Below are 25,411 nucleotides of genomic sequence, written 5' to 3'. Positions count from 1 at the left end.
GCGGCGGGCAATACTTCTGTCGTGACGGATGTAACTGTTAATGTTACGGATGTTGTCGATGAAACAACTCCTGTAGTAACACCAGACCAAACCTTTAGCTATCAAGAAAATCAAATTGCTGGGTTTGAAGTGGGAACAGTTCAGGCTACCGATGATCTCGGTGTTGTGACAGCCTATACTATCGCTAGTGGTAATGATAATGGCTATTTCGCCATTGATGACTCAGGTAAGATTACCTTAACCGAAGCTGGTGCGGCGGCCATGGCAGCCAGCAATGACTTTGAAACCGCACCTAACACTTTCACCCTGGGCATTACTGCTAATGATGCGGCGGGCAATACTTCTGTCGTGACGGATGTAACTGTTAATGTTACGGATGTTGATGAAAACCCAATCAGTCCTGATCCTAATGTGGTATTTGACGATACCTTGGCTCCAACAACCGAAGGCAATGATAGCTTCACTGGTTCAAGCGGTAACGATAGTATTGCTGGACTCGCTGGTGACGACATACTTAAAGGATCTCGTGGCCGAGATTACATTCAGGGTAATGAGGGTAATGACACCCTGCAAGGTGGTAATGCTAAAGACACTATCACTGGTGGTATGGATGACGACTCCATCAAAGGTGGTAAAGGCGATGATCTGATCGGTGGTGATGAGGGCAACGACACCCTCAAAGGCGCTCAGAATCGGGACGATATCCGAGGTGGTGCAGGCGATGACGAGATCCGAGGTGGTAATGCTACAGATACGCTAAACGGCGGTACTGGCAACGACTCCATCATTGGTGGTAAAGGTAAGGACTTACTCGTTGGAGGATCGGGATCTGACTCACTTGACGGGGGTAACGGACAGGATACCCTGATTGGTGGCGATCAAACCCCTAATGATTCTGAAAGGGACATCTTGACGGGTGGAAACGGTCTAGATACCTTTGTCCTCCAGACGACGAATGCCGATGCTAATGCTGATTTCATCACTGATTTTGTGGCCGGAACGGATAAATTCGCACTAATTGGTGATCTGATGTTTGCTGATTTAACAATTAATCAAGCTGGAAGTGATGTCACTATCAGCAACAATGATGTCATCATGGCTACTGTGCAAAATGCCAATATTGATGCGATCAATAATGCAAGCAACTTCATGAGCTTCGACTTCACCTAGAAATGTCGCAAGGATGCCCCCACTATAAACGAGGCCGATACATCGAGGCGTAGCCGAGTACCGCCAATGTTTTAGTGGGGGAGTTATTCAAGAAGTGTGAAGTCAGAAGTGTCAATATAGTGGGAGATTGAAACTCGCCACGCTCTTGAAGACCGCTAAAATTAATTTATAGCGGGGGTCTTAAACCCTATTTCTACGTCTAGAAGTAGAAAGTGCAAAACTCATCAAATTATTAGAAAAAACAACTTCTGACGAATGACTTCCTACTTCTGACTTCGAGCGAAGCGATAATTGCCATCGTAGGGGCTTAATACTATTAAGCCCCTACAATGGGAAAGGTTTATTTAAAAAGGTCATTTTTATGAGATAATATCAAGGATTGTTATTTTTATTGTCAATGAAAGGTCTACAAAAAAGCTCTCTAATGATTTTCTTTTTAATAACAGGTTTGCCCTTAACTCCTGCTCATTCATCCTCAATAAATCCAGCAATAGAAGTAGCACAACAAACCCCTTCTATTAATCGAGAAGTTAGAAATTTCTTTGAAACTGGCCGTGTAAATTCTCAAGATAGAATATTATTTCAAAGGCCTCCAAGTGGGGTTATTCCTGTTAGAGAACAGTCAAATAGTTGGCAATTTGTTATTTTTAAAGAAGGAGGAGTTTCCTTCTGGATGCCTCCAGGAATTTTAACCCAAGAAACAGTAGTTTTAGACACAAAATTAGGGGAAATTAGTTTCCGTACTTTAGCATCAAATGCGGAAGATAGACGTTATATTGCTGCTTATGCAGAAGGTTTAACAGCAGAACAAATTAAAGATGGTGAGGCATTATTACAGGCAATACGGGATAAAGTTACCCCAGAAAATGAATTTAAGTTAATCAGACAACGGGCCATTACATTAGATAAATATCCAGGTCAAGAATTAAACTTTGAAAGCGAAAATGAAATGATTACCTTTCGGATTTATCTAGCAAGAAACCGCATTTATACCCTAGGAATTCGTTATCCTAAATCAAGTCCACAAACCACAACCACTAGAGCGTTTTTAAATGCCTTAGAATTATTACAGGAGTCATAAATAAGCTTAACCATGAATAACAACTATAATGATGATAATCAGAGACAAAAACGAGCAATCAAACAAGCAAAAACAGTCTTTATTGTTTTGTTAGTTTCAGGATTGTTGATGGGTTTACTTGTTGCTTTTGGATTGATTAAATTTATGAATTACTTAGGGTTAAATAACAACAGAAATCAAATCGAAATCATCAAAGACAGGGAAAATTAAAGGACTTCACCAATTAATAATGAATAATTGATAATTCAACAATTATTCATTAACAAAAATCAGTGATCAATTATTAAAATAACTGATCACTATTCACTTAATAAAGTCTAAGCAGCAAAAGGCAAAGATTGATCATTAAGAACTGTTTGATAATAGCGTCTTAACTGATGAGTTGCCGCGGCCCAACCCCATTTTTCTGCTTCTTGTCGGGCATTTTCTCGTAATTGTTCCCGTTCTTTTTTAGCAGCTAAAAGGCGTTTTGTAGCAATAATTGCCCCATCAGGATCATTGGGTTCAAATAAATAACCATTAACCCCATCCGTCACAATATCAGGAATTCCCCCAGAATTAGCAGCAACTACGGGACAACCTGCGGCCATAGCTTCTAATAACACTAATCCTAAGGTTTCCGTGCGAGAAGGGAAAATAAAGGCATCTGATGAAGCAAAGGCCGAAGCCAATTCTAACCCCTGGAGGTAGCCCACAAAATGGGTCTGAGTCCCCGCAAAATGCGCCTCTAATGCCTCTCGATGGGGTCCATCCCCAACAATTGCCAAATGTGCGTCGGGAATGGCTTCTAGGACGGGTTTAATTTGATCAATTTGCTTCTCTGGGGAGACTCGTCCCACATACAATAATAAGGGACTGTCCGGGTTTCCGCCTGATAAACGCGATCGCATTTGTTTTGAGGCTAAATGGGGCTGAAACATCTCTGTATCGACTCCTCTCTGCCACAAGTCTACTCGTTCAATGCCATGGGTGACTAATTCATTAACCATTGCGCTTGAGGTACAGAGGTTTAAATGGGCTTGGTTATGACCTAATTTTAAGAGTTCCCATAATAGTCCTTCCAGGGAACCTAAGCCATAATGGTGTAAATATTGGGGTAAATGGGTATGATAGGAAGCAACTAGAGGAATATTCATGGTTTTAGCATAATAAATGCCCCCTAATCCCAAAACAGCCGGGTTTACCACATGAATTAAATCGGGTTTAAACCGTTCCAACTTTTTGCCTACGGTGGGGGTGGGAATAGCTAATTTTAACTCAGGATACAAGGGTAGGGGAATGCCTTTGACTCCGTGAATTTTCGCCCCTTTATGTTCCCGTAAACCCCCATCTGGGGAAAAAATTAACACTTGATCGCCGTTTCGTTGCAAATGCTCAACGGTATGACGTAAACGGGTGACAATACCATCAATTTTGGGTAAAAAGGTTTCTGTGAATAAGGCAACTCGCATTTTTTGTTTGTTATTCGAGGATCAATAGTAATATACCGCTATGGGGAGGGCAAAAGGCCAAAGTTTATGGCAACAAGGCTTTAACTTATTCTTAATCAGCGAGATGTATGAATAATCCCCAATTTATCTAGCTAAAGTTGCCCATAACTATACTTAATGCTATCTTAAATATGTTTAAACTTAGATATTCCAAGGTAATCATGATTAACACAAAAAAAAATTTAAAGTCGGCATAGCCGACTTTAGGGACTTCCCTAGTTGCCGCTTTGGCCGCTTCCGTCACTCTCGCCGCTTTCCCCTTGCAATCTCAGGCATTAACCTTTAACTTTGAGTTTGATAACACTGATGATGGAACTGTAACTCCTCCCATTGTAGGAACTGGAACCTTTAGTTTTAATGGTGATCCTGGGAATGGGACTTTTGCCTTAACTTCCCTCGCTCCCTTCAACTTTTCCTATAATATTGGTACTGCAACTTTCACTAATGCAGATATTCTTACCCCTGTCGCTAATGTTACAGCGATTATTTCTACCGATGGCAGCGATCGCTTTGTGAATTTTGGGGGGACTGGAGGGGGTCCATTTGGCGGTTCTATCGATTTTCGAAATGGCACAAATTTCCTTACCTTTCAACCTGGTGGTGGATCTTTCTATCAAGCAAGCGGAGGTTTCTTCGGGACTTATGCTGGTACAATCCCAGTAACCCCAGCATCTGTTCCTGAACCCACTACAACATTAGGATTATTAGTATTAGGTGGTTTAGGGGTTCGTTCTTTAATTAAAGGGAAAAAAGCTTAAGAATACCCTTTAATATAATTTAGGTTGGGTGATGTGTCAGCAAAGCCCAACCTACAGGATAGAATAAAGACATTATTATTTTCTGGGGAGAGTTCCTACGAAAACTTATGTCAATTACTATTGAATCAGATTTAAAGGAAATTCTTAATAAGTTTGATCAAAAATTAGATAAGTTAGATAGCAAAATTGATAAACTGTCTGAAAATGTTGATCAGAAATTTAACAAGTTAGGTGAAGATGTTAACGATGTTAAAGTTTCTGTGGCTAGACTAGAAGAAAAAGTCGAAGGTTTAAGCAAACGGGTTGAGTCTCAAGAATTTGTGAGTCGAGGGGTTTTAATAGGGTTAATTGTTGCTATTCTTGGGGGTGCAGCTAAATTATTGGGATTTGTGGGCAACCCTTAAAATTTCCGCCAATCAATTCCAGAGATTTTACCGATTTCCGTCACATTGACTTAAGCCGCCAACCTTTCAGGGGCAGTTTTTTGTTATTCTTTCAATATTACTTTACAATTGACACTTAATTTTTCCACAGGCCAAAAAAAATCAGTACAATAGAAAGAGAAGGCAATCATTAAGCCTTTCACTTTCACTTAACCTACAGATTAAACTATCATTTTTATGGAATCTAGCAGCCCGTCAGGGAAGGTTTCGGAACCTCCAACCCATAGGTGGTCTCACTTTATGGGAGCGGCGATCGCCATATTGACGTTAACGTTACCCTTATTCGTTATCGCCTATTACTCTTCAAATAAGGCCGATCCTCAACTGCGTACTCCTTATTCCCTGAATAATCCTAGAGAATGACGTAAGATTCTACCCAGTTTTTAGTAATTTCTAAAGATTTCATTTAGCTCCGGGCTAATTAATAGCCCGGTGTTCCTCATCAGTTATTTTGCTATCTTGAAAATGCAAAAAGAGGACTCTCGTTAAATTTCTCCCGAAAAAAAGACCCATAGAAATTAACGGGAGATGAATTTTTGCCAACAAAAAAACTAACGCGGTAGCGTTTCCATTTCAGGTTGTTTTTGATTCTCAACATATTTTTTAAGAGTTTCTGCCAAAATTTCTTGAAGCCTGACTAAAATTTCTTGATTAATGGCTTTTCGGCGGTATTTAGTCACTAAAACTAAGTGGGCAGTAAATTTATAAACAGACCTAAATCCGTGATTATAATAGCTTGACATGATTAGTCGTTAAGTATTATGCTCCTATTATATCTCAGGTCTAGCCTAAGTCGATGATTACGTTAACTTATCAGTACAAATTAAAGCTAAAGAGACAGCAAGAAGAGGAAATAAACCTAGTTCTTGCTATCTGTAAAAGTGTATATAATTACGCTTTAGCTGAAAGAAAAGACTGGTTAAAGTCTCGTCAATCACTTGTGAATGCTTGTTCAATAATTTCTGAGTACATTATTTCGGCTGATGTTCCCTATCCCAACTATTATGTTCAGGCGAAAAACCTAACACAAGCTAAAAACGAATATCCTTATTTAAAGTTAGTTAATGCTCAGGTATTACAACAAGTTCTTAGAACTTTAGACCGAGCTTTTTCTGACATGAAGACTAAAGGATACGGGTTCCCTCGTTTTAAAAAAAGAATGAGGAGTTTTGTGTTTCCGACTATGCTGAAAAACTGTTTAGGGAAGAATAGAGTTAAATTACCACAATTAGGATGGGTTCATATTAGACAATCCAGACCTTATCCACAGGGATTTGAGGTTAAACAAGCTAGGATAGTTAAGAAAGCTAGTGGTTATTACTTAATGCTTTCCTTTCAATCAATAGCTGAAATTCCTAATATCCCAGTGGGAATAGTTAGTTTAGGGTTAGATGCTGGAATTGAGTCATTTGTTGCTACTTCTCAGGATGAATTAATCAAGGCACCTAAGTTTTTGTTGAAGGCGCAACGTCAGCTTAAATTACTACAAAGACGCTTAAAAACTAAAACAAAAGGGTCAAAAAATTGGTTAAAACTTCAGAAGAAAATAGCTTTAGTTCATGAGAAGGCCTCTAATACACGGAGAGATTGGCATTTTAAATTAGCTCATTATCTCTGTGATAGTTCTGACAATATCTTTGTGGAAGATATTAATTTTAAATCTTGGTCAAGAGGGATAGTTAGAAAACAATCTCTTGATTCAGGAATTGGACAATTCATTAATGAGATTCTTCCTTTTATTTGTTGGAAAAGAGGCAAGTTTTATCTTAAGGTTAACAAAGATGGAACTTCTCAAGAATGTCCCCAATGTGGTTCAAAAACTGGTAAAAAAAAGCTCAGTGAAAGGACTCACAGATGTCAGTTTTGTGGTCATACTGAATCAAGGGATATTGCCTCAGCCAAAGTGATAAAAAATAGAGGTTTAATAGCGGTCGGGCAGCCCGTTAATCAAAAAGCTTGTGGAGACGGTCTAGCGGGGGTCAGACAACTTAGTTTGTTTGATCTAGCCAAGAGTCTGTGAGGCAAGAATCCCCCGTTACAGCCTTAGCTTAACGAGGGAGTGTCAAGATGAGGGACACCTGGGTTTGTTTGTGATGGGAACAGGGAATATTGATAGTGAATAGCTATTAACTATTAACTATTAACTCCCTCACTCCAATTAAGCGTGAACTTGAACCGGACTGTTTTTTAAAGCTTCTACCAAGGAACGAACAGCGGCCACCATGGCCACCTCATCATTGAGTTGATTAATAGCAGAACCCACACCGACACCAGCGGCCCCCGCAGCAATGGCCATGGGAACAGTGACATTGGATAAACCAGAAGCACACAATACGGGAACAGACACAGCATGGGAAATACTATGGGCCGCGGCTAAAGTAGGGGCAGCTTTTTCAATTAACCCTAAAGTCCCGGCATGGGTAGGTTGACTGCTGGTTCCCCCTTCCGTTTGAATAATATTAGCCCCAGCATCGACTAAAGCCTCTGCTAGTTGTACCTGTTCATCTAAGGGGAGAATATGGGGAACAGTGACAGATAAGATAATATCAGGCAATAAAGCGCGAGTCTTGTGGGTTAAAGCCAAGACTTCTGGGGCTTCAAACCGTCGTCCTTGAGCATAAAAGGCATCAAAATTACCAATTTCAATTAAATCTGCCCCGGCCTTTACTGCCGCCACGAATAAATCAGGGTCAACGGCCGAGACACAGATGGGTAAAGTAATCACTTGACGGATATGGCGAACTAAAGCCGCATCAGCCGCAATATCGACAAAGGTTGCGCCCCCGGCTTGGGCCGCTTTAACAATAGCGGTGACTTTGTTTGTGTCGAAGTTAGTTAAGCCGCTAATAACCTTAAGGGCTTGATGTTGAGCGAACGCTTTCTCTAATTGAGGGTGCATAGTCATCTTCAATCTAAATTTTGATAAGCTTATTGTGCCATTTTTCCTTGTATAGTGTTAAAAAAGTCTTACTGTCAACCCAACCAGGGAGGGGTAGTGACACAATAGCAATAACAATGATTATTAGGCCTGGGAAGATTCATAATGATTAAACTGGCAACACGGGTAGGGAAAGTCCCTCCATCTATCACCCTAGCCATCGCAGCTAAAGCTAAGGCGATGAAAGCCCAAGGCATTGATGTCTGTAGTTTTAGTGCTGGAGAACCGGATTTTGATACCCCGCAGCACATCAAAGACGCAGCTAAGTTAGCTCTCGATAGTGGTAAAACTAAGTATGGGGCAGCATCAGGGGAACCGAAACTCAGACAAGCGATCGCTAACAAGTTACGAAATGATAACAATTTGGATTATTCTCCAGAGAATGTGATTGTCAGCAATGGGGGTAAACATTCTTTATTTAATTTAATGTTGGCCTTAATTGAAACGGGAGATGAGGTGATTATTCCGGCTCCCTATTGGTTAAGTTATCCTGAAATGGTTAAACTGGCAGCAGGTACGCCTGTGATTGTAGAGACGACGGCAGAAACGGAGTATAAAATTACCCCGCAACAGCTAAAGCAAGCTATTACCCCAAACACCAAATTATTTGTTCTTAATTCTCCTTCTAACCCCACAGGAAGCGTTTATACACCTGATGAAATTAAGGCCTTAGCGGAGGTAATTATTGACCATGATTTATTGGTTGTTTCTGATGAAATTTACGAAAAAATTCTCTATGATGGCGCAGAACATTTAAGTATTGGAGCTTTAGGAGAAGAAATCTTTAAACGCACCATTATTAGTAATGGGTTTGCCAAAAGTTATTCTATGACAGGGTGGCGTATAGGCTATTTGGCTGGGCCAACAGAATTAATCAAAGCTACCAGTATTATTCAAAGTCATAGTACCTCAAATGTCTGTACTTTTGCTCAATATGGAGCGATTGCGGCCTTAGAAGATTCTCAAGATTGTGTGCAAGAAATGTTAACAGCCTTTACTCAACGACGGAGGGTAATGGTAGACAGAATTCAAGCTATGTCTAAGCTGAGTTGTTCAACCCCAATGGGCGCATTTTATGTGTTTGTTGATATTAGTCAAACTGGAATGAAATCTTTGGAATTTTCTGATGCTCTTTTGGAAGCTGAACAGGTTGCAGTGATTCCAGGAATAGCCTTTGGGGCTGATAATTGTATTCGTCTTTCTTATGCCACCGATTTAGGAACCATTGAAAAAGGAATGGCTAGATTAGAGAAATTTGTTAAAGGTTAAAGGAGAAATTATGTCTTATAAAAAGATTTTAGTTGCCTTAGATAATTCTGCTTTAGGTAAAGTTGTTTTTGAGCAAGCTCTATCTATGGCCAAACAAAATAAGTCGGCTTTAATGTTGTTTCATTGTTTATCCATTGAAAGTCAAAATGTAACCCCTTACGCAAGTTTTTATGAGGGAGAATTTAGCGATTTTTCTTATTTAATGAGGGAACAATTAGAACAACAAACAGAAGTAGTCAAGCAATGGTTAAGTGATTATGCTAAAATTGCTACAGAGCAGGGTGTATCGATAGAATCGGACTGGAAAATTGGAGAACCTGGCCGTTGGATTCGAGAAGTCGCTAAAAGTTGGGATGCTGATTTAATTGTGATCGGAAGACGGGGAATAAAAGGCATTACAGAAATGTTTTTAGGCAGTGTTAGCAATTATATTGTTCATCATTCTCCCTGTTCTGTATTAGTGATTCAAGGAGAGAACTTAGGGAAAAAAGATACCTCTCAAAATGCCTAATTTTAAACTTGATTAAAAGGCAACCCCCCAAAATCATACCTAGTAAGAACATTACCTTGAACATAAATTATTCAAAAACAGGTAATTCTAAAATGAATCCGGTTAATATGTCTTCTCCTGATAAAGTCGTAGGTAAAGATACAATTTCCATCGGTTTATTTTGACGATAAATTTCTACTTTTTGGTTTTGGGGATCAATTAACCATCCTAACCGCAAACCACTATTAAGATACTCCTGCATTTTAGTTTGAAGTTGGCTTAAAATATCGGTACGAGAGCGCAATTCTATGACAAAATCTGGACAAATTGGAGCAAATTTTTCTTTTTCTTCTGATGTTAAAGTCTCCCATCTTTCGTTGGTTATCCAGGCAACATCAGGAGAACGTTTGCCCCCATTAGGTAAGATAAAAACCGTCGAAGAACTAAAGACTTTACCCAGTTGAGTTTGACGATTCCATAACCAAACAAGACCGTTTAACTCCGATTCTCGATTACCACTAATGGCACCAACAGGGGGCATAATAATTAATTCTCCTTGGGCAGTTTGTTCGAGTCGCCAATGATCATTAACTTTGCAAAGTTGATAAAATTGCTCATCGGTTAAGTAGACATTTTTTAAGTTTAAAATTATCGGTTCAGTGGTAATCATTAATTTATTTGTTGTTATAATGATAAGGGGGAAACCTGTTTTGATATAAATATACTAACTTAAAGACTACCATTTTCTTAAAAAAAATATTGAGACTTTCCTCTGAAACAAGGTAAATTAGGTAAAGAATTGTAAACAATCTTGATCAGGAGACAAATCATGAGCAGTCCTCAAACCCAACCAAGCGAAACCCCCAAACTGGAAGATCCTAAATTCGGGTTTAACGACTATGCAGAGCGTTTAAATGGTCGTGCGGCCATGATTGGCTTCTTCTTAATCTTAGCAATCGAATATTTGACCGGACAAGGACTATTATGTTGGTTGGGTCTACAGTAGCAGGGATGTGGGAAGACAAAGAAAATGGAGAACAGAACAACTTCTGTAACCCCTAAACATCTAACATCTTCCCCTAGCTGTATGATGATGGATAACTTTATCTTTTCTATATAAACTCGGTAATATACGGAAACCTCTCAGTAGGATTAGCATCAAAGTAAATCCTATCTCCGAGATTTCTGTGAGCCGTTTTGTAGCAGGTGAGATAAGCTGAAATTAGAATGGTAATCTAAACAGATACAACCGAATGAATATTTTACTGCCTCGTGTTCTGAGAACCTTTTACCGCAAAGAACCCATTTCTAGTTTTATTCTGACAGTGGGTGCGGTAGATGCGGTAATTGGAGGGGTGGGACAACGTTGGTCATTATTGTCATTGGGATTACTCATTGCCACCTTATCCATCATTTTACGTTGGTGGCAAGTGCAAAAATCTCAACCCATACTGACCGAAGATACCCCTAGACGATATCTTCCCCCCAGTTCTTCGAGAACTCCCCTACCCCAATTAACTCATAATAAAATCCGCCGATGAATGGTTCGGCAACATCTCAGTGCTTAAAAATTGGTGAGGTTGCCAAACAATTTGGGTTATCTATAAAACCTTGCGTTATTATGATGAACGTGGTTTGTTAACTCCAATTGAGTCTCCAGAGATTCTAAAATCTGAGTTAACGGGAATTCTTTCCGGGTGGCAAGAACAACCCTTAATTGAGAATACCACGCAAACCATTTGCCCGAATATTCAGTCAGTATGATTAACCATCAGGACATTAAGGGAAAAAAAACAGCCTATTCAGGGATATTCATCGCTACTCTGTTGCTTCTCACTCAAGGTTGGGGACAACCCTCTCAGGCCCAATTAATTGAGCAACAACGAGAAGCCCTTTCTGAACAAGAAATTCCTGTCACCAACACCACATTAAAGCTTAAATATCGTCTGACGGGTCATACAACTCCTATTCGTTCCCTGGTGTTTAGTCCCAATGGGAGAACCTTAATTAGTGGTGGGGGAACCAATGAACCATTTTTAAAATTTTGGTCTTTGGAAGATGGGGAAGAAGTGGATACCCTGCGATCGCAAAGTTCAGCGATTCTAACCTTAGCAATTTCTCCTGATGGGACAACCTTGGTCAGTAGTGGGGAAGATGCAGATATTCACTTTTGGACTTGGCCGCAAAAATCAAGCAAAGTGACTTTTTTTGACCACTACAGTTATGTGTTATCCCTAGCAATTACACCTGACAGTCAATGGGTTGTCAGTGGGGCCTTAGATGGTATTCGGGTCTGGTCTTTGGAACCTCCCCGTTTTCTCTATCAATTAGAAGGCTTTGGAACCCCTGCTTATGCCTTAGCGATGCACCCTAATGGGTTTTTAGTGGCCAGTGGGGATGATCAGGGAAAGGTGAGATTTTGGAATCTTCGGGATAGAACATTAGTATCGGAATTTAAGGCCCATGAAAGGCCCATATCTGGTTTGGCCATTACCCCTGATGGTAAGACCTTGATCACATCAAGTCAAGATGGGACAGTTAAGCTTTGGGATCTGGCCAGTGGTAATTTGATTGATACCTTAACAGGCCATAAAGGCAGGGTTCAGGCGATCGCCCTTAGTTCCGATGGTAAGCTTTTAGCGAGTGCGGGTCTTGATGGGGTGAGAGTATGGAGTATGGAAAGAAGACGGTTGTTGCGTTATCTAAGCACCGAAAAAGACTGGGTTAATGCCTTAGCGTTTAGTCCTAATGGGCAGTTTTTGGCTTCTGGTGGGTTTGATAAGGTGGTTAGTGTCTGGGAAATACCTCCTTCTTTTTATGAGGTTCCTAAGACCCGTATTGAGATTCAATTCGAGCAGTAAAGTATGCCGCAAGATCAACAACATCCCCAAGAAAAACGCGATCGTGAGGTGATTAATGGTCTTTTAGCAGAAGATCCCAATGATCACAATTTAGCGGAATTAGCACGGCTTCGCATTCGTTACCGCAATTTTCCTGGGGCGCGACAAATACACCGGGATTTAGAGTTAATTTTACAACAGTGGCAGTTAACAGAAGAAGAACTATTTGAGACAACTCGTCAACTACATGAAAGTGGGAAGGTTTATCGTCGTCAGCAAGGGGATGATATGCAAGATTGGAGTTAAATGTACAGTAACATAGTTAAAAAATCTCTAATTAACAGTTTTATTGTCTTTATTTTATTTCTGATTATCACAGATGCACTACCGGAAACATCCTTAGTTCATCGCTATTTAAAACAAGCAATTGATCCCCTTTTAGATAAAATAGGAATTTGGCAGGGAACTTGGCAATTATTTGCCCCAGATGTAGATAAAACCAACAATCGTTTTTTGGCTGAAATAACTTTTTCTGATAATACTCAAGGTATTTGGTACTCTCCCAATTGGTCTAAAATGTCTATTGGAGAGCGTTTTCTCAAGTTTAGACACATGGAATATTATGATAGTATTTACTTTGAGGGTAACACCGATGCTTGGAAATCTTTAGCAGACTATTTATCAAGAACTATTGTGAGTGCAAATAATCCAGAGGCCAAACCAATTAAAATTATTTTAATCAGAGAATGGGCGAATATTCCACCACCAAGTAAAGAAAATTTATCGCCTACTTTTACTGAAAATTATTTTCATGATCGTCAGATATTCTATACCTGGGAATCTTCTAAATGAGTCATACTCCCTTCAGTTTACAAAGTTTTTTTGCTGGTTGGGATAGCTTTTTTTCTCAATATAAAAATCCCAAAATTTGTGCATTAATTCGCATTGGTTATGCTTTTTTATTACTGATTAATGTTTTAGTTTTATGGCCAGATTTATTACGCTGGTTTGGGGAAAATGGACTATTACCCTATACAGTTTCTAGAGAAATTATTGATCCTGACACCCTCACTATTTTTACCTGGTTGCCTAAATATGACTGGGTATTAAAAATGAGCTATGGTATTTTTATTTCACAAATTATTTTCTTATTATTGGGCTTATTTTCTCGATTTCAAGCTGTCTGTGTTTTTATTTGGTTTGTATCTTTTGTTCATCGACATCATACCTTATTTGATGCTGAAGATAATTTATTTAGACTGATGGGATTTTTCCTGATTTTTATGCCCATTGGTGCTTATTATTCTGTTGATAGTTGGTTAAAAACTCGTAAAAAAATTGCTCATAATTTTACTTCATCAACTTGGGCATTGCGATTATTACAAATACAAATATGTTTAATTTATTTGTCTACAGCTTGGGAAAAAATGAAAGGAGAAGACTGGATAAATGGAACAGCTATTTATTATGTTAGTCGTTTAGATGATGTATTTGGACATTTCCCTATTCCAGATTTTTTATTCACTTCTTTAAGTCTGATCAAATATATGACATGGTTGGTTATTGTTGTAGAATTATTTATTCCTATTGCACTTTGGTTTAAAGAAACTCGTCGCTTTGCATTATTTCTGGCATTTGGACTACATTTATCGATTGAATATGCGATGAATTTATTTCTATTTCAATGGTTAATGATAGTCGGATTATTATCTTTTACAGAACCCAAAGATTATCAACTTTTAAAGCATTGGATAACAAAAATTATCCGATTAATTAGGGGGGTTAGGAGACAATAAAAATCATTGTCACTTATTTTTTTTGCATAATTTAAGTTATTATATTTACTTTTCTAACAACTTATCAACCTTTTCTTGAATCATCAAGACAAATAAAGACTTTAAGAAAAATAAACCAAATAATCCTGCAAACCCGAAACAAACTAAGGCCAATTTAAGATGAATTGTTGTCATTAAGATAGAAGCAGAAAGTAATATAAACCCAGTTAAACAAGCATAAATTAAACTCTTAATCCCTAAATTAATGCGTTTTAATACTCTTTCACTCTCTAATGATCTAATACGAAATTGTAATTCTCCCCTATCTATTTTTTCCTCAAAACGCTTAAAAAACTTCTCAGAATTATTTGGTCTAATTAAGGTATTTTTGATAATATCTTTTGCTTGTCTTGCTAAAGCAGTCACTAAACTTCCTCGACTACTACTTAAAGCTAAACTCTTGACAAAAGGTTGACTTGCTGCCAATAAATTATACTGAGGATCTAAAGCCCTGGCAATACCATCTAAAGTTGTCAAAGATTTAAGGATAAAAGTCATTTGTGGGGGTAAACGAAAAGGTTGACTTTTGAACATTAAATACACTTCATCACTAATTTGTTCAAAGGCCCGAACATCCACAGGTTTATCTCGAAAATTCTCTAATAAAAAGGAAACAATTCGCTTAACTGGAGTCATATCATTTAAAGGTTCAATTAACCCCATATAAACCAAGGTTTCAATCACTTTATCTGTATCTTTTTTTAAGACAGCAAAGAAGGTTTGAATCATCTGATCTTTAGCAAATATTTTGACTTCGGCCATAGTCCCAAAATCATAGAATATAAGTTCTCCCCGCTTACTCACTGCCATATTACCAGGATGGGGATCTGATTGAAAAAAGCCATCTAATAATAGTTGTTTTAAATAAGAACAAATTCCCAGTTGAATGATACGATCTAAATTAATATTATTCGCTTCTAAGGCAGCACGATCATCAATTTTAATCCCAGGTAAATATTCTAAAGTTAATACTTTCTTTGTGCTGTATTTCCAGTAAACTTTTGGCACAAGAACTTGAGAATATCCCCTAAAATTACCCCGAAATTTTTCAGCATTTTTGCCTTCATTAATATAATCAATTTCTTGAAATAAAAGCTCAAAAAACTCCTCAAAAATTGCCTCTAAATCATACTTTTTAAAATCCGCAAAATAACGAGTCAAAAACCGAACTAAACGATGAACAACTTCAAAATCTAAATTAAAAATTCTTTCTAACCCAGGTCGTTGTACTTTGACAACTACTTCCTCTCCTGTGTATAATATAGCTCGGTGAACTTGTCCCAAACTAGCTGAGGCTAAGGGGTCAGTTTCAAATGATTCAAATAAGTCATAAACCGACTTACCTAATTCTGCTTCAATAACTGCGATCGCTTCCTCAGAAGCAAAGGGAGGCACTCGATCTTGAAGTTGACTTAATTCTTGGATATATTCTAAGGGAATTAAATCCGCACGGGTTGACAGAGATTGACCAATTTTAATAAATGTTGGCCCTAACTGTAGCAAATTTTTGACTAACCATTTTGCCCGTTTATGCCTTTGTCGAGATGAATTATTTCTTAACAGTTTATCCAAAAACAAGTCTAACAAAAATTGTAGCGTAATGGTAGAAATTTCCCATTGTCTTGTTAGGGGGGAATATTTTGAACGTTGCCAGCGCAGCGACTGAGACGATGCACTTTTTGTAAGCATAAAACTTTATGATTGCTGTGAGGATAATGACTGAGGAAGAATCAGCCTAAAGATAATTTTACAATGTTCAGGGGTATCTGTGGGGAGACAATCAACTTTGATGCTTCCCTTGAGAAGTTGAACCCGATCTTTAATAATGGTTAAACCGAGTCCAATACCAGGAATAGCTGTATCAATGACAATTTGTTCGCGATAAAAAGGATCAAAAAGATAGGTCAAATTTTTCCGAGAAATACAGTCGCTAATATTAGTAATATTTATTATTATTTTAGGATCATGAGTAGACTTTTCTTTATTAATTGTAAGAGAAACAGTCGTACCAGATACAGAAAATTTTCCAGCATTGATTAATAATTCTTGCAATACTGTTCTTAAATATTCTTCATCTGTTTCAATTTCAATTGGCTGTTTATCAGAATTTTCCTGATGTAATGCTGAGCTAAACTCAACCACTAAATCGAGATATTTTCGTTTGTTTTCTTGCCATTGACTGCGATAAGGAGTAATAATTTCATTGATAAATCTTTCTAGTTTTATTGATTTAGTTGTCAGGACTAATTTTTGCGATTTTAGGTTTTTAAGCTGCAAAATTTTCTCATTAATTTCATTCAGTTTTTCCCATTGTTCTTCTAAAGCATCTAACCTTTTATGTAAGTCTTCTGGCGAGAATTCTCGTTTGCGTAACATGGTAATTCCCATCTTAAGAATTGCCAAAGGATTACGAGTTTGATCACTCATGATTGTGATCATATTATAAATTAATTGTTTATTTGATTCTAACTGTCGTTCTAATTGTTTTCTAGTGCTTTCCCACCATAGTCTAAGAATGGGATTTTCTTCTAATAACTTCGGAATATTACTCAAAGAAAAACCAGAATCTCGAACAGATAAATACTCCTCCTGGGGTAATTGTAATTGACTTAAATAACAGGAGATAGCTACAATATCTGCCACTTCTCTAAACAGTTTTTTATCCGTTTGAGTCCAGGTATAATCTTGGGTTTTTCCCAGTAAAATGATGCCGTTAGACTTGCCTTGAAAATTCGTTTTTATTCCAAGTAAAGATTTAATATTTATTTCCTCAAAAAAGGCAAATCCTAGTCCTGAAGAATGATTCTCAGAATTCGTAATTGAGTGAATTTTTTCTTTATTTAAGATTTTACTAATCCAAGGTTGAGTCATTAAGTCCGAAATAATTTGAGAGGAAATTTTAACTTGATTTTCTTTGAGATGTGCCGTAAAGTTAGGAGGGGTTGAATCATCAAGTCCAATAATAATTAGACAAAAGTCCACAGGAAAATTATTGACAATAATCTTAGGAATTTCTCCTAACATCATCGAGGAATTAGATGAATTTGTAATCGCTTTAATTAGGAATTTTTCGAGTTGCTTAGACTTGAGAGAATTGGACATTTTATTAGCACTACTTTTTGAAAATTAAGGGATCAAATTAATGACTTTAAAAACAACGATTTTTCTAATGTAATCAAAATGTTCCCTTCTTATTATCTCATCATAGTTCAAGATAAGAACATTATATTAAATTCAACACAATGGGTAGATTAAGATAGGATTAAGTTAGAACATCAAAAATTACCTAAACTTATACATTTTTATGTAAATTTTAGCTGAGAGCGATTCTTTTAATGTGATGACATGGTAATTTACTAACACATAATAATCATCACTAATAATCGCTCAATATTCAACGGTAAATCTACGCAAGCAAATGCAAAGAAATGTGACAAAAATAAAGATGACTAAGTAGGGTATTTTTACAATCCTAAATCAACAGCAATGCGATGACTACAAGCAAACCCAGAAAAAGCAACAGCATTTAACCCCTGGCCCGGAAATGTACTATCCCCCACACAGTAGAGGCCAGGAATGGCAGTACGGTTAAAAGGCATTCCTAACAACCCTAGTAACTTACGGCGAGGAATTGGCCCGTAAGTCCCCTGATCTCGTCCCAAAAAGCGTCGGTGGGTGCGAGGAGTTCCCACTTCTTGATAGTTTAACCCATCAATTAACCCAGGAAAAATCTTCTCTAAGCGTTCAATTAAATGACTCGCTGCGGCTTCTTTTTTATGCTGATAATCTTGGGGTGAAAGGCCTTGCCATTCTGTCATCCAACTAGGAGTAAATGTATGAATAATATGATTATTTGGTGGAGCTAAACTGGGATCAAGTAGGGTAGGAATAGAGACAAAAATCGTTCCCTGTTCATCTTCCATGGTTTCCCAATTTTCTAATAAAATGTGATGACATTCCGTTCCTGGGGGTAAAATATCAGCCTTAACTCCTAAATGTAAACTCAAAAAACTTGGAGATTGTTGATAGCGTTGCTGCCATTTTTCCTCTGTTTTTGGCATCGCTTCTTTGGGCAATAATTTCTCAAAGGTATCCCAACGAGTTGCATTAGAAACAATGCGTTTTGCTCGATATTCTTGCCCATTAGCTAATTTGACCCCAACGGCTTTACCTTGTTCTACCAAAATATTAGTAACACGGGCTTTATATTGAATTTCTCCCCCGACTTTTTCTAACCCTTCTACTAACTTTTGAGAAATAGTTCCTACACCCCCTTTTGGATAATTAATACCCCCATAATGGCGATCTGAAAAGACCATTCCGGCGTTGATCATTGGGGTTTTGTCAGCAGGTACAACCGACCAACAATAACACTCCATATCAATGAATTTTAAGAGTTGAGGATCGCTGATGTAACGACGGGCAATATCTCCGGCATTTTGGGGTAAATATTTAACTAACCCTAAACAAGCTAAAGGATGTTGAAAAAACACTCTCATTAAGTATCCTAGCTCCTCTAAAGAGAGTAATTCCATGACATTGAGACAGTTAAAAACTTGCCAACATTCATCATAAAAGCGACGAATTCCTATTTTTTCATGAGGAAATTTATTGGTTAATTCTTCGATAAATTTTTCATAATCTTTATAAACTTTTAGCTCTAAACCCTTGGGTAAATGGTAATGAATTTGGACAGGATCAGGAATGCTTTCTAAACTGACATTAACAGCATCTAAAGCGCGAGTTAAAAGATTTGTAGTGCCTTGGGTTCCCAAGCCAAAAATCATTGATGCACCCACATCAAACCGATACCCTTCTCGTTCAAAATAACCCGCACTACCTCCAGGTATTAAATACCGTTCTAAGACTAATACTTTGGCTCCTTTTGCAGCGAGTTGGGTGGCAGTGACTAACCCTCCCATTCCTGAACCAATGATGATTACATCGTAGTTTTTCGTTGCGATCGCGGTTGCTGTCCCAGTCATCTTTGATCATGATTTCTTAACATTTCTAGTGTATCTTGATCAGGGGATTTTGCGGGAAGAAGATAGATAACACCGGAAACTAAAGTTAAGATTACAGACACCCAAAAGGCTATCAGAGACGGGGTTTTCCAGGTTAGGGGAAGGGGTGCGATCAATAAAGCGATCGCGGTTATTTGGCTGACGGTTTTCAGTTTACCCCAAAGATTCGCCCCTTGAATGGTGTTATTTCCCGTTAGTTTGGGGTTGACACGCCATCCGGCGATCGCAATTTCTCGGCCTAAAATTAAGAAGACACCCCAGGCCGGAACTTGTTGCCAAGCGATTAAACTTAATAAGGGGCCGAGTACCAATAATTTATCGACTAAAGGGTCAAGAAATTTGCCTAATTCGGTGACTTGGTTTAATTTTCTGGCTAAATATCCATCTACCCAGTCAGTGGAAGCCGCGACGAGAAAAATGGCTAAACTAAGCCAACGATGGTAAGTAGTTGGGTTTTCTAGGAAGTAGAAAAGAAAGGGCAGTCCGAATAAGCGAGAGATAGTTATTATGTTAGGAAGATTCATCATAGGATCTGGCAACTATTAGTATTTATATGGATTATATAAGAAGAAGTTAATAACAACAGAAGGATGAAAACTGCTATAATTAAGAAAATTCATCTAACATTCTACTTAAGCAATAAATACTTTGGGAAAACATTATGACTCAAAAAACTACGTCACCAACACAAAAATTGTACGATAAAGATTATCAGCTTTGGTTGGAAACGACCTTAGAAAATCTTCGTCAGTGTCAGTATTCCGATGTAGATTGGGAGAATTTATTAGAGGAAATTGAAGGAATGACTAGAAGTGATAAACGCGCTTTAAAAAGTCTATTAACTCGTCTATTTGAGCATTTTTTAAAGTTAGCTTATTGGCAATCAGAGAGGGAATACAATCAAGCAGGATGGAAGGCAGAGATTCGTAATTTTCGCATTCAGATTAAACGATTATTAAAAGATAGTCCTAGCTTAAAGCCTTATTTAGCTGAAATCATAGAGGAATGTTATGAAGATGCTGTTAATATTACCAGTGAAAAAATGAGTATTTTATCTAAAACTTTTCCTGTCTATCCTATCGCTAATATTGAACAAATTTTAGACGATAATTGGTTTGCTCTGAATGATTGAGAAATAACGGAGGATTATTTTCTGAAAAACTCTAGAGAATATTTAATTACTAACAAGCACCCCGACAACTTAGAACTACAATAATCGTTTTTAAGATTAAATTAAGATCATACAAAACTGACCATTTCTGTTGATAGTCTAGATCTAACTTAACCACATCTTCAAAATTTGTCACCCTAGATCGTCCATTAACTTGCCATTCTCCTGTTAAACCTGGTTTAACTTCTAGTCGTTTCCAATGGTAGGGTTGATATTTTTCTACTTCATCAGGAGTTGGGGGACGAGTTCCCACTAAACTCATTTCTCCCGTTAAAACATTCCAAAATTGAGGAAATTCATCTAAACTACTACGACGGAGAAACTTGCCGATTTTAGTAATACGAGGATCATTACTATTTTTAAAAATATGACCTTCAACTTCATTTTTCACTAAATATTTTTGCTTTTCAGCATCAATCACCATAGACCTAAATTTCCAAATCTTGAACGTTTTTCCCCGTAAACCGCAACGAGTTTGACGGTATAAAATTGGGCCAGGATCATCAATTTGAATAGCAATAAAGATGGGAATTGCTAAAATTGCTGTTAAGATCAGTCCAATAATTGCCCCAATAATGTCAATCAGGCGTTTTGTCTTATTGTAAACAGAATTATGAACAGTGTTATCTATCAGGGAGCGATCGCCTAACCAGGGAAAGTCTGATATCTTCAGTCTCAAGAGTTTAAACGTGCTACTCACAATTTTTAGAACCTAAAAGCCACTCTTATCCTTAGTGTTCCTCAAAACACAGAAAAAGTAACAGTCAATGCCACAATTATGATTTGATATCTTGGTTACTGTTTTTGGGGCTGTGAATGACTACAATAGAAATAACAAATCCCCGTAATTTCCCTCAGAAATTGCCTGAGTTAAACTATGAAACAATTTATTGCTAGTTTAATTTTGTTCGGAATTATCAGCATTCCTACAATTAATTTAGCCAAGCAAATCGAGCCAAATTCGGTAATTAATCAGAAACAAGCCAGCAAAAATGTTAAAGATACTATTCAAATCGCCCTACCTGACTTTACCTTAGTTTCTCTTAATTCAGGGAGAATGACATCAGGAGATTTTATTAATTTGAATGAAAAAACTTTGATTATTGCCTTTAGTGGTTATATCAAAGGAATTCCTCTCTCAGAAATTAAAACTATCAAATTTCAATCAGGAGTTTTAATTCCGATGAATAATAATGTAATCTGCACAGAAAGGGAGTCTAATTGTCGAAAATTTCCCGAAAAAGCTCGCCCCACAGAAGGACAACAAACCTGGTTAGATATTCCCTTAACTGCCTTGAGATTAACTCCAGGAGCCAAAACAGCCTCATTAAACCTGCAAGATATTTTAAGCGATGAAAAATGGCAAAATTTAATCAATCAATCTCAGGACATGATATACATTATCGATCAAATTGACATCGCGGAATCAGGCAGTAAACTAACGATTAAAGCCACCCCTATTGCTCGAACAAAGTAATTCGGATATAGTCATATAAACAGACTCATACAATAAATTCAATGCTACGACTGGAAAACATCAGTAAAATCTACCCGACAGCCGAAGTTCTCAAAAATGTCTCATGGGAAGTCAACCCAGGAGAGCGCATTGGATTAGTAGGAGCCAATGGGGCCGGAAAATCGACCCAACTGAAAATTATTAAAGGGGATGTCGAACCCACATCAGGACAAATTATCCGGCCCGCTAGTTTACAAATTGGTTATCTCACCCAAGAATTTGAAGTTGAGCCAACTCGCACCGTTACCCAAGAGTTTTGGACGGTATTTACCCAAGCGAATCAAGTACAAGATGAATTAACCAAAGTACACCATTTACTTGAAACAGCCGAAGGGGATGAATTAGATAAGTTAATTAAGAAATTAGACCGCTTTCAACGAGAATTTGAAGCCTTAGATGGTTATGGACTTGATGCAATTATCGGGAAAATGTTACCCGACATGGGCTTTAAACTTGAAGATGGAGAACGTTTTGTCAGTGAGTTTAGTGGCGGTTGGCAAATGCGGATGAGTTTGGGAAAAATTCTCCTACAAGAGCCTGATTTGTTACTATTGGATGAACCGACAAACCATCTTGATTTAGAAACAGTTGAGTGGTTAGAAAAGTATCTCAAAGATCTCAATATTCCGATGATTATTGTCTCTCATGAACGGGAATTTTTGGATCGCATTTGTACCAAAATAATTGAAACTGAGCGAGGAGTTTCGACTACCTACATCGGTAATTATTCAGATTACCTACAACAAAAAGAGCTAAGTCGTGAGATTCAAGAAAATACTTATCAAAGGCAACAGAAAGAACTAGAAAAACAACAAACCTTTGTTGATCGTTTCCGTGCCAGTGCTACCCGTAGTACCCAGGCAAAAAGCCGCGAGAAACAATTAGAAAAAATCGAACTTGTCGAGGCTCCAATTTCCGGCCCCAGAACCCTCAGATTTGAGTTTCCTCCTGCTCCAAAAAGTGGCCGAGAGGTAGCAATTATTAAAAATTTAGTTCATATTTATAATGAGGCTATCCTATTTTTAGGAGCTAATTTATTAATTGAAAAGGGCGATCGCATTGCTTTATTAGGGCCAAATGGGGCCGGAAAATCGACCTTACTCCGTTTAATTATGGGGACAGAAAAACCAACGGAAGGAACAGTTGAATTCGGTAAACATAATGTTATACCTGGTTATTTTGAACAAAACCAAGCAGAAGCTTTAGACTTATCAAAAACCGTTATTGACACCATTCATGATGAAGTTCCCGACTGGAAAAATGTTGAAGTCAGGTCATTATTAGGTCAATTTCTGTTTAGTGGTGATACGGTTTTCAAAAAAGTTGAAGGGTTAAGCGGAGGGGAAAAAGCCCGCCTTGCTTTGGTTAAAATGTTACTTGAACCCGCTAACTTATTGATTCTGGATGAGCCGACAAACCATCTTGATATTCCAGCGAAAGAGATGCTAGAACAAGCGTTATCAAAATATGATGGTACAGTTTTATTTGTGTCTCATGATCGTTATTTCATCTCTCAAGTCGCTAATAAAATTGTGGAAATTCGAGACGGTGAATTGATAGTTTATCCGGGTAATTATCATTATTATCTCGAAAAATTAGAGGAAGAAAAACAAAAAGCTCAACAGGAGAGATTAATAGCTGAAAAAGAGGCTAAAGCTGAGGCAAAACGAGCTAAAGAAAAGGCAAAGAAAAGTAAAAAAGCCTAATGGCTCTCCCGACATCATGGGGAAAAAGTTCGTATATGTTACATTGTGGGCGCAAGCATTGCGCCCCTACAGTGGTATAAATTCCGTTTTTGTAGGGGTGTATGGCATACGCCCTTAATAAGCTTGATAAGGTTGGGTTTCGTGTCCTTCGACTACCGCGGTTATCGAATTTCGACTTACTTCGACTGCGCTCAGTACAAGTCGCTCAATTGCCGCGGTGTCGAGACTTGTACTGAGCTTGTCGAAGTATACAGGACAACGCCTTAACCCAACCTACAGGATGGCCTAATTTTGCACAATTCTAAACCCTGCGTGTTGATAAAAATTAGGACGGAACCAATTACGATAAAATCTTAAGGCTTCTGTTCCCTGTGTTACCCAAGCTCCTCCTAACATCATTTTATGGTTATTATCAAAAAATGGGGCGGCATTATCTTCATATAAAAAGTGCGGTTTAAACCCTGGTAATGGGTTAAAAGTCTCCTCTAACCATTCCCAAACATTGCCCCGTAAATCCCAAAGTCCAGAGGCACTTTCTGCTGTTTTTAATAACCCGACAGGACTGGGTGAACCGAATTTTAAATTAAGATTATAATTGTGGATGTTTTCTATCTCTAAAGGGGTCTGATTTTCGATTGATTTATATGTGGCTAAATTCCACTCTGCTTCACTCATTAAGCGTGTTTCTGGCCCCTTCCAGCGACAATAGGCCATCGCTTCATAATAATTGACTTCTACGGGCCAATCTAAGGGTAATTCTAGATTATCAAACATTGCTCTATATTGATAATTACCGTTTTCAATGTGCCAAAACTTGGGATGTTTGACATTATTTTCTTGTTTCCATTGCCAAGATTTATCATCCCAATATTCTTGATTTTCGTAACCATTACTATTGACAAATTCTCTAAATTCTGCATTAGTAATGAGAGATTGACTGGCAAAAAATGACTCAACATTAACTAAGCGATCGCCATATTCACTATCCCAACCAAAGAGAGGAAAATCTTCTGATTTACCTAGTTTAACAGTGCCACCTTGCACTAAAATCATCTTATTATGATTAGGAATTCCCTGAGAAGGTGCATATTGCCAACCTTGAGGGCGTTTCAATTTTTCGACAGGAAATTGTCGAATTAACATAGAAGATGTTTCAAAATGAATGCGTTGATGTTCCATTCCCATCATGAGTCCCCAAAGGGGATGATTTTGGTGAATAGGAAGGCTTATGGCTGTGTTTTTAATGACTTCTATAATGGTATTATAAGCTTGATTACGATAGTCCCAGACTGCCTCTACTTTGGGCCAATTAATGTGTGCGATCGCTGCATTAAGTTGTTCCGCATTGTCTGGATCAACTCCTAATTCAAAGAGTATTTCATAGTTAGGGTTAAGACGTTTTTTTAGTAACCCAACACTGATTAATTTGTTAATATAAAAAACCGCAGAATGACCTAAATAAAAAATTAATGGATTTCTTAATGGATCGGGATTAATATAAAAAGTTTCTTCATTTTGAATACTTTTTAGCAGAATATCTTCTAATTGCCAAGTATTTTGAAAGTAAGTAAGAATTGTTTTTTGAGAACAATCATTCAGAAAAAAAGGTAAGTTAGATTTGAGATTATTCATTGTTTTTCCTTGCATAAATTTAGTAACAATATTGATTGATTTCAATGG

At 37.7% G+C, this 25,411-nt stretch carries 27 protein-coding genes; 17 read left to right on the top strand and 10 right to left on the bottom strand.

The features are described 5' to 3' along the window. The 3 genes from VB691_RS20650 to VB691_RS20640 all read left to right on the top strand — a co-directional run. The coding region (locus VB691_RS20650) for a hypothetical protein (protein WP_323293409.1) at nucleotides 1-1,170 on the top strand (1,170 nt) is incomplete at its 5' end. Between the two features lie 397 nt (nucleotides 1,171-1,567). After that, nucleotides 1,568-2,251 (top strand): hypothetical protein, encoded by a 684-nt coding sequence (locus VB691_RS20645; protein ID WP_323293408.1) that lies wholly within the window; start codon nucleotides 1,568-1,570, stop codon nucleotides 2,249-2,251. 12 nt (nucleotides 2,252-2,263) lie between these two features. Further along, a complete protein-coding gene (locus VB691_RS20640) occupies nucleotides 2,264-2,461 on the top strand; it encodes a hypothetical protein (RefSeq protein WP_323293407.1) in 198 nt (65 codons plus the stop codon). 107 nt (nucleotides 2,462-2,568) lie between these two features. Here the strand turns inward: VB691_RS20640 and VB691_RS20635 are convergent, their stop codons facing one another. Beyond that, a complete protein-coding gene (locus tag VB691_RS20635; protein WP_323293406.1) occupies nucleotides 2,569-3,702 on the bottom strand; it encodes a glycosyltransferase in 1,134 nt (377 codons plus the stop codon). 266 nt (nucleotides 3,703-3,968) lie between these two features. Here VB691_RS20635 and VB691_RS20630 point away from each other — a divergent pair, with 266 nt between their 5' ends. Both VB691_RS20630 and VB691_RS20625 read left to right on the top strand, forming a co-directional pair. Then, nucleotides 3,969-4,499 carry a PEP-CTERM sorting domain-containing protein gene (locus VB691_RS20630; protein WP_323293405.1) on the top strand — a complete coding sequence of 177 codons (531 nt, stop codon included), beginning with the start codon at nucleotides 3,969-3,971 and terminating at the stop codon, nucleotides 4,497-4,499. A gap of 107 nt (nucleotides 4,500-4,606) precedes the next feature. Further along, nucleotides 4,607-4,903, top strand: coding sequence for a hypothetical protein (locus VB691_RS20625; RefSeq protein WP_323293404.1), 297 nt, complete (start codon nucleotides 4,607-4,609; stop codon nucleotides 4,901-4,903). A 590-nt stretch (nucleotides 4,904-5,493) separates the two neighbouring features. Here the strand turns inward: VB691_RS20625 and VB691_RS20620 are convergent. After that, a complete protein-coding gene (locus VB691_RS20620; protein WP_323293403.1) occupies nucleotides 5,494-5,685 on the bottom strand; it encodes a transposase in 192 nt (63 codons plus the stop codon). A 53-nt stretch (nucleotides 5,686-5,738) separates the two neighbouring features. Between VB691_RS20620 and VB691_RS20615 the strand changes: the two genes are divergently transcribed. Further along, nucleotides 5,739-6,962, top strand: coding sequence for a transposase (locus VB691_RS20615; protein WP_323293402.1), 1,224 nt, complete (start codon nucleotides 5,739-5,741; stop codon nucleotides 6,960-6,962). Between the two features lie 138 nt (nucleotides 6,963-7,100). On the opposite strand, the gene VB691_RS20610 is transcribed toward VB691_RS20615, so the two are convergent. Beyond that, complete coding sequence (locus tag VB691_RS20610; protein WP_323293401.1) at nucleotides 7,101-7,847, bottom strand: DUF561 domain-containing protein; 747 nt, start codon at nucleotides 7,845-7,847, stop codon at nucleotides 7,101-7,103. 138 nt (nucleotides 7,848-7,985) lie between these two features. On the opposite strand from VB691_RS20610, the gene VB691_RS20605 reads away from it, so the two are divergent. After that, nucleotides 7,986-9,149, top strand: coding sequence for a pyridoxal phosphate-dependent aminotransferase (locus VB691_RS20605; RefSeq protein WP_323293400.1), 1,164 nt, complete (start codon nucleotides 7,986-7,988; stop codon nucleotides 9,147-9,149). A gap of 10 nt (nucleotides 9,150-9,159) precedes the next feature. Further along, on the top strand, nucleotides 9,160-9,660 hold the full coding sequence (locus VB691_RS20600) for a universal stress protein (RefSeq protein WP_323293399.1): 501 nt from the start codon (nucleotides 9,160-9,162) through the stop codon (nucleotides 9,658-9,660). A 67-nt stretch (nucleotides 9,661-9,727) separates the two neighbouring features. Here the strand turns inward: VB691_RS20600 and VB691_RS20595 are convergent, their stop codons facing one another. Further along, entirely contained in the window at nucleotides 9,728-10,309 is a 582-nt protein-coding gene (locus VB691_RS20595) for a Uma2 family endonuclease (protein ID WP_323293398.1), read from the bottom strand. A 159-nt stretch (nucleotides 10,310-10,468) separates the two neighbouring features. Between VB691_RS20595 and VB691_RS20590 the strand changes: the two genes are divergently transcribed. From VB691_RS20590 to VB691_RS20565, 6 genes are all read left to right on the top strand, one after another. Then, the gene (locus VB691_RS20590; protein ID WP_323293397.1) at nucleotides 10,469-10,645 is read left to right on the top strand and encodes a hypothetical protein; all 177 of its coding nucleotides are present in this window, start codon (nucleotides 10,469-10,471) and stop codon (nucleotides 10,643-10,645) included. Nucleotides 10,646-10,892: 247 nt separating this feature from the next. Beyond that, nucleotides 10,893-11,180 (top strand): hypothetical protein, encoded by a 288-nt coding sequence (locus tag VB691_RS20585; protein WP_323293396.1) that lies wholly within the window; start codon nucleotides 10,893-10,895, stop codon nucleotides 11,178-11,180. Between the two features lie 219 nt (nucleotides 11,181-11,399). Then, the gene (locus tag VB691_RS20580; protein WP_323293395.1) at nucleotides 11,400-12,500 is read left to right on the top strand and encodes a WD40 repeat domain-containing protein; all 1,101 of its coding nucleotides are present in this window, start codon (nucleotides 11,400-11,402) and stop codon (nucleotides 12,498-12,500) included. Nucleotides 12,501-12,503: 3 nt separating this feature from the next. Then, on the top strand, nucleotides 12,504-12,785 hold the full coding sequence (locus tag VB691_RS20575) for a DUF3288 family protein (RefSeq protein ID WP_323293394.1): 282 nt from the start codon (nucleotides 12,504-12,506) through the stop codon (nucleotides 12,783-12,785). Beyond that, entirely contained in the window at nucleotides 12,786-13,331 is a 546-nt protein-coding gene (locus tag VB691_RS20570; protein ID WP_323293393.1) for a hypothetical protein, read from the top strand. After that, nucleotides 13,328-14,275, top strand: a complete 948-nt coding sequence (locus VB691_RS20565) for an HTTM domain-containing protein (RefSeq protein WP_323293392.1) — start codon at nucleotides 13,328-13,330, stop codon at nucleotides 14,273-14,275. Before VB691_RS20570 ends, VB691_RS20565 begins: the two co-directional genes overlap by 4 nt. Nucleotides 14,276-14,320: 45 nt before the next feature. Here the strand turns inward: VB691_RS20565 and VB691_RS20560 are convergent, their stop codons facing one another. The 4 genes from VB691_RS20560 to pgsA form a co-directional block, all read right to left on the bottom strand. Next, nucleotides 14,321-16,003: an AarF/ABC1/UbiB kinase family protein gene (locus tag VB691_RS20560; RefSeq protein ID WP_323293391.1), complete on the bottom strand. Its 1,683-nt coding sequence runs from the start codon at nucleotides 16,001-16,003 to the stop codon at nucleotides 14,321-14,323. Nucleotides 16,004-16,009: 6 nt separating this feature from the next. After that, a complete protein-coding gene (locus tag VB691_RS20555; RefSeq protein ID WP_323293390.1) occupies nucleotides 16,010-17,416 on the bottom strand; it encodes a GAF domain-containing sensor histidine kinase in 1,407 nt (468 codons plus the stop codon). 362 nt (nucleotides 17,417-17,778) lie between these two features. After that, nucleotides 17,779-19,299 carry a carotenoid isomerase gene (crtH, locus tag VB691_RS20550; RefSeq protein ID WP_323293389.1) on the bottom strand — a complete coding sequence of 507 codons (1,521 nt, stop codon included), beginning with the start codon at nucleotides 19,297-19,299 and terminating at the stop codon, nucleotides 17,779-17,781. Next, nucleotides 19,296-19,862: a CDP-diacylglycerol--glycerol-3-phosphate 3-phosphatidyltransferase gene (gene pgsA / locus VB691_RS20545; RefSeq protein WP_323293417.1), complete on the bottom strand. Its 567-nt coding sequence runs from the start codon at nucleotides 19,860-19,862 to the stop codon at nucleotides 19,296-19,298. Before pgsA ends, crtH begins: the two co-directional genes overlap by 4 nt. Before the next feature lie 137 nt (nucleotides 19,863-19,999). Between pgsA and VB691_RS20540 the strand changes: the two genes are divergently transcribed. Next, nucleotides 20,000-20,470, top strand: coding sequence for a DUF29 domain-containing protein (locus VB691_RS20540; protein ID WP_323293388.1), 471 nt, complete (start codon nucleotides 20,000-20,002; stop codon nucleotides 20,468-20,470). Nucleotides 20,471-20,519: 49 nt separating this feature from the next. On the opposite strand, the gene VB691_RS20535 is transcribed toward VB691_RS20540, so the two are convergent. Further along, a complete protein-coding gene (locus VB691_RS20535) occupies nucleotides 20,520-21,182 on the bottom strand; it encodes a sugar transferase (RefSeq protein ID WP_416245375.1) in 663 nt (220 codons plus the stop codon). 204 nt (nucleotides 21,183-21,386) lie between these two features. Here VB691_RS20535 and VB691_RS20530 point away from each other — a divergent pair, with 204 nt between their 5' ends. Both VB691_RS20530 and VB691_RS20525 read left to right on the top strand, forming a co-directional pair. After that, nucleotides 21,387-21,986, top strand: a complete 600-nt coding sequence (locus VB691_RS20530; RefSeq protein WP_323293387.1) for a hypothetical protein — start codon at nucleotides 21,387-21,389, stop codon at nucleotides 21,984-21,986. A 41-nt stretch (nucleotides 21,987-22,027) separates the two neighbouring features. Further along, nucleotides 22,028-23,731: an ABC-F family ATP-binding cassette domain-containing protein gene (locus tag VB691_RS20525; protein ID WP_323293386.1), complete on the top strand. Its 1,704-nt coding sequence runs from the start codon at nucleotides 22,028-22,030 to the stop codon at nucleotides 23,729-23,731. A gap of 285 nt (nucleotides 23,732-24,016) precedes the next feature. On the opposite strand, the gene ovoA is transcribed toward VB691_RS20525, so the two are convergent. Continuing rightward, nucleotides 24,017-25,363, bottom strand: a complete 1,347-nt coding sequence (ovoA, locus tag VB691_RS20520) for a 5-histidylcysteine sulfoxide synthase (protein WP_323293385.1) — start codon at nucleotides 25,361-25,363, stop codon at nucleotides 24,017-24,019. Nucleotides 25,364-25,411 lie beyond the last annotated feature (48 nt).

This window comes from Crocosphaera sp. XPORK-15E (assembly GCF_034931425.1).
Taxonomy (GTDB): Bacteria; Cyanobacteriota; Cyanobacteriia; order Cyanobacteriales; family Microcystaceae; genus UHCC-0190.
The sequence above is the reverse complement of the archived record's forward strand: the minus strand, read 5'-3'. Positions and strand labels throughout refer to the sequence as shown.

Coding starts and splice junctions, on each gene's coding strand:
- pgsA (WP_323293417.1), bottom strand. CDS start 19,862: ATGAATCTTCCTAACATAATAACTATCTCTCGCTTATTCGGACTGCCC.
- VB691_RS20600 (WP_323293399.1), top strand. CDS start 9,160: ATGTCTTATAAAAAGATTTTAGTTGCCTTAGATAATTCTGCTTTAGGT.
- ovoA (WP_323293385.1), bottom strand. CDS start 25,363: ATGAATAATCTCAAATCTAACTTACCTTTTTTTCTGAATGATTGTTCT.
- VB691_RS20585 (WP_323293396.1), top strand. CDS start 10,893: ATGAATATTTTACTGCCTCGTGTTCTGAGAACCTTTTACCGCAAAGAA.
- crtH (WP_323293389.1), bottom strand. CDS start 19,299: ATGACTGGGACAGCAACCGCGATCGCAACGAAAAACTACGATGTAATC.
- VB691_RS20555 (WP_323293390.1), bottom strand. CDS start 17,416: ATGTCCAATTCTCTCAAGTCTAAGCAACTCGAAAAATTCCTAATTAAA.
- VB691_RS20610 (WP_323293401.1), bottom strand. CDS start 7,847: ATGACTATGCACCCTCAATTAGAGAAAGCGTTCGCTCAACATCAAGCC.
- VB691_RS20565 (WP_323293392.1), top strand. CDS start 13,328: ATGAGTCATACTCCCTTCAGTTTACAAAGTTTTTTTGCTGGTTGGGAT.
- VB691_RS20525 (WP_323293386.1), top strand. CDS start 22,028: ATGCTACGACTGGAAAACATCAGTAAAATCTACCCGACAGCCGAAGTT.
- VB691_RS20570 (WP_323293393.1), top strand. CDS start 12,786: ATGTACAGTAACATAGTTAAAAAATCTCTAATTAACAGTTTTATTGTC.
- VB691_RS20540 (WP_323293388.1), top strand. CDS start 20,000: ATGACTCAAAAAACTACGTCACCAACACAAAAATTGTACGATAAAGAT.
- VB691_RS20575 (WP_323293394.1), top strand. CDS start 12,504: ATGCCGCAAGATCAACAACATCCCCAAGAAAAACGCGATCGTGAGGTG.
- VB691_RS20645 (WP_323293408.1), top strand. CDS start 1,568: ATGAAAGGTCTACAAAAAAGCTCTCTAATGATTTTCTTTTTAATAACA.
- VB691_RS20615 (WP_323293402.1), top strand. CDS start 5,739: ATGATTACGTTAACTTATCAGTACAAATTAAAGCTAAAGAGACAGCAA.
- VB691_RS20605 (WP_323293400.1), top strand. CDS start 7,986: ATGATTAAACTGGCAACACGGGTAGGGAAAGTCCCTCCATCTATCACC.
- VB691_RS20620 (WP_323293403.1), bottom strand. CDS start 5,685: ATGTCAAGCTATTATAATCACGGATTTAGGTCTGTTTATAAATTTACT.
- VB691_RS20590 (WP_323293397.1), top strand. CDS start 10,469: ATGAGCAGTCCTCAAACCCAACCAAGCGAAACCCCCAAACTGGAAGAT.
- VB691_RS20635 (WP_323293406.1), bottom strand. CDS start 3,702: ATGCGAGTTGCCTTATTCACAGAAACCTTTTTACCCAAAATTGATGGT.
- VB691_RS20530 (WP_323293387.1), top strand. CDS start 21,387: ATGAAACAATTTATTGCTAGTTTAATTTTGTTCGGAATTATCAGCATT.
- VB691_RS20580 (WP_323293395.1), top strand. CDS start 11,400: ATGATTAACCATCAGGACATTAAGGGAAAAAAAACAGCCTATTCAGGG.
- VB691_RS20560 (WP_323293391.1), bottom strand. CDS start 16,003: ATGCTTACAAAAAGTGCATCGTCTCAGTCGCTGCGCTGGCAACGTTCA.
- VB691_RS20595 (WP_323293398.1), bottom strand. CDS start 10,309: ATGATTACCACTGAACCGATAATTTTAAACTTAAAAAATGTCTACTTA.
- VB691_RS20640 (WP_323293407.1), top strand. CDS start 2,264: ATGAATAACAACTATAATGATGATAATCAGAGACAAAAACGAGCAATC.
- VB691_RS20625 (WP_323293404.1), top strand. CDS start 4,607: ATGTCAATTACTATTGAATCAGATTTAAAGGAAATTCTTAATAAGTTT.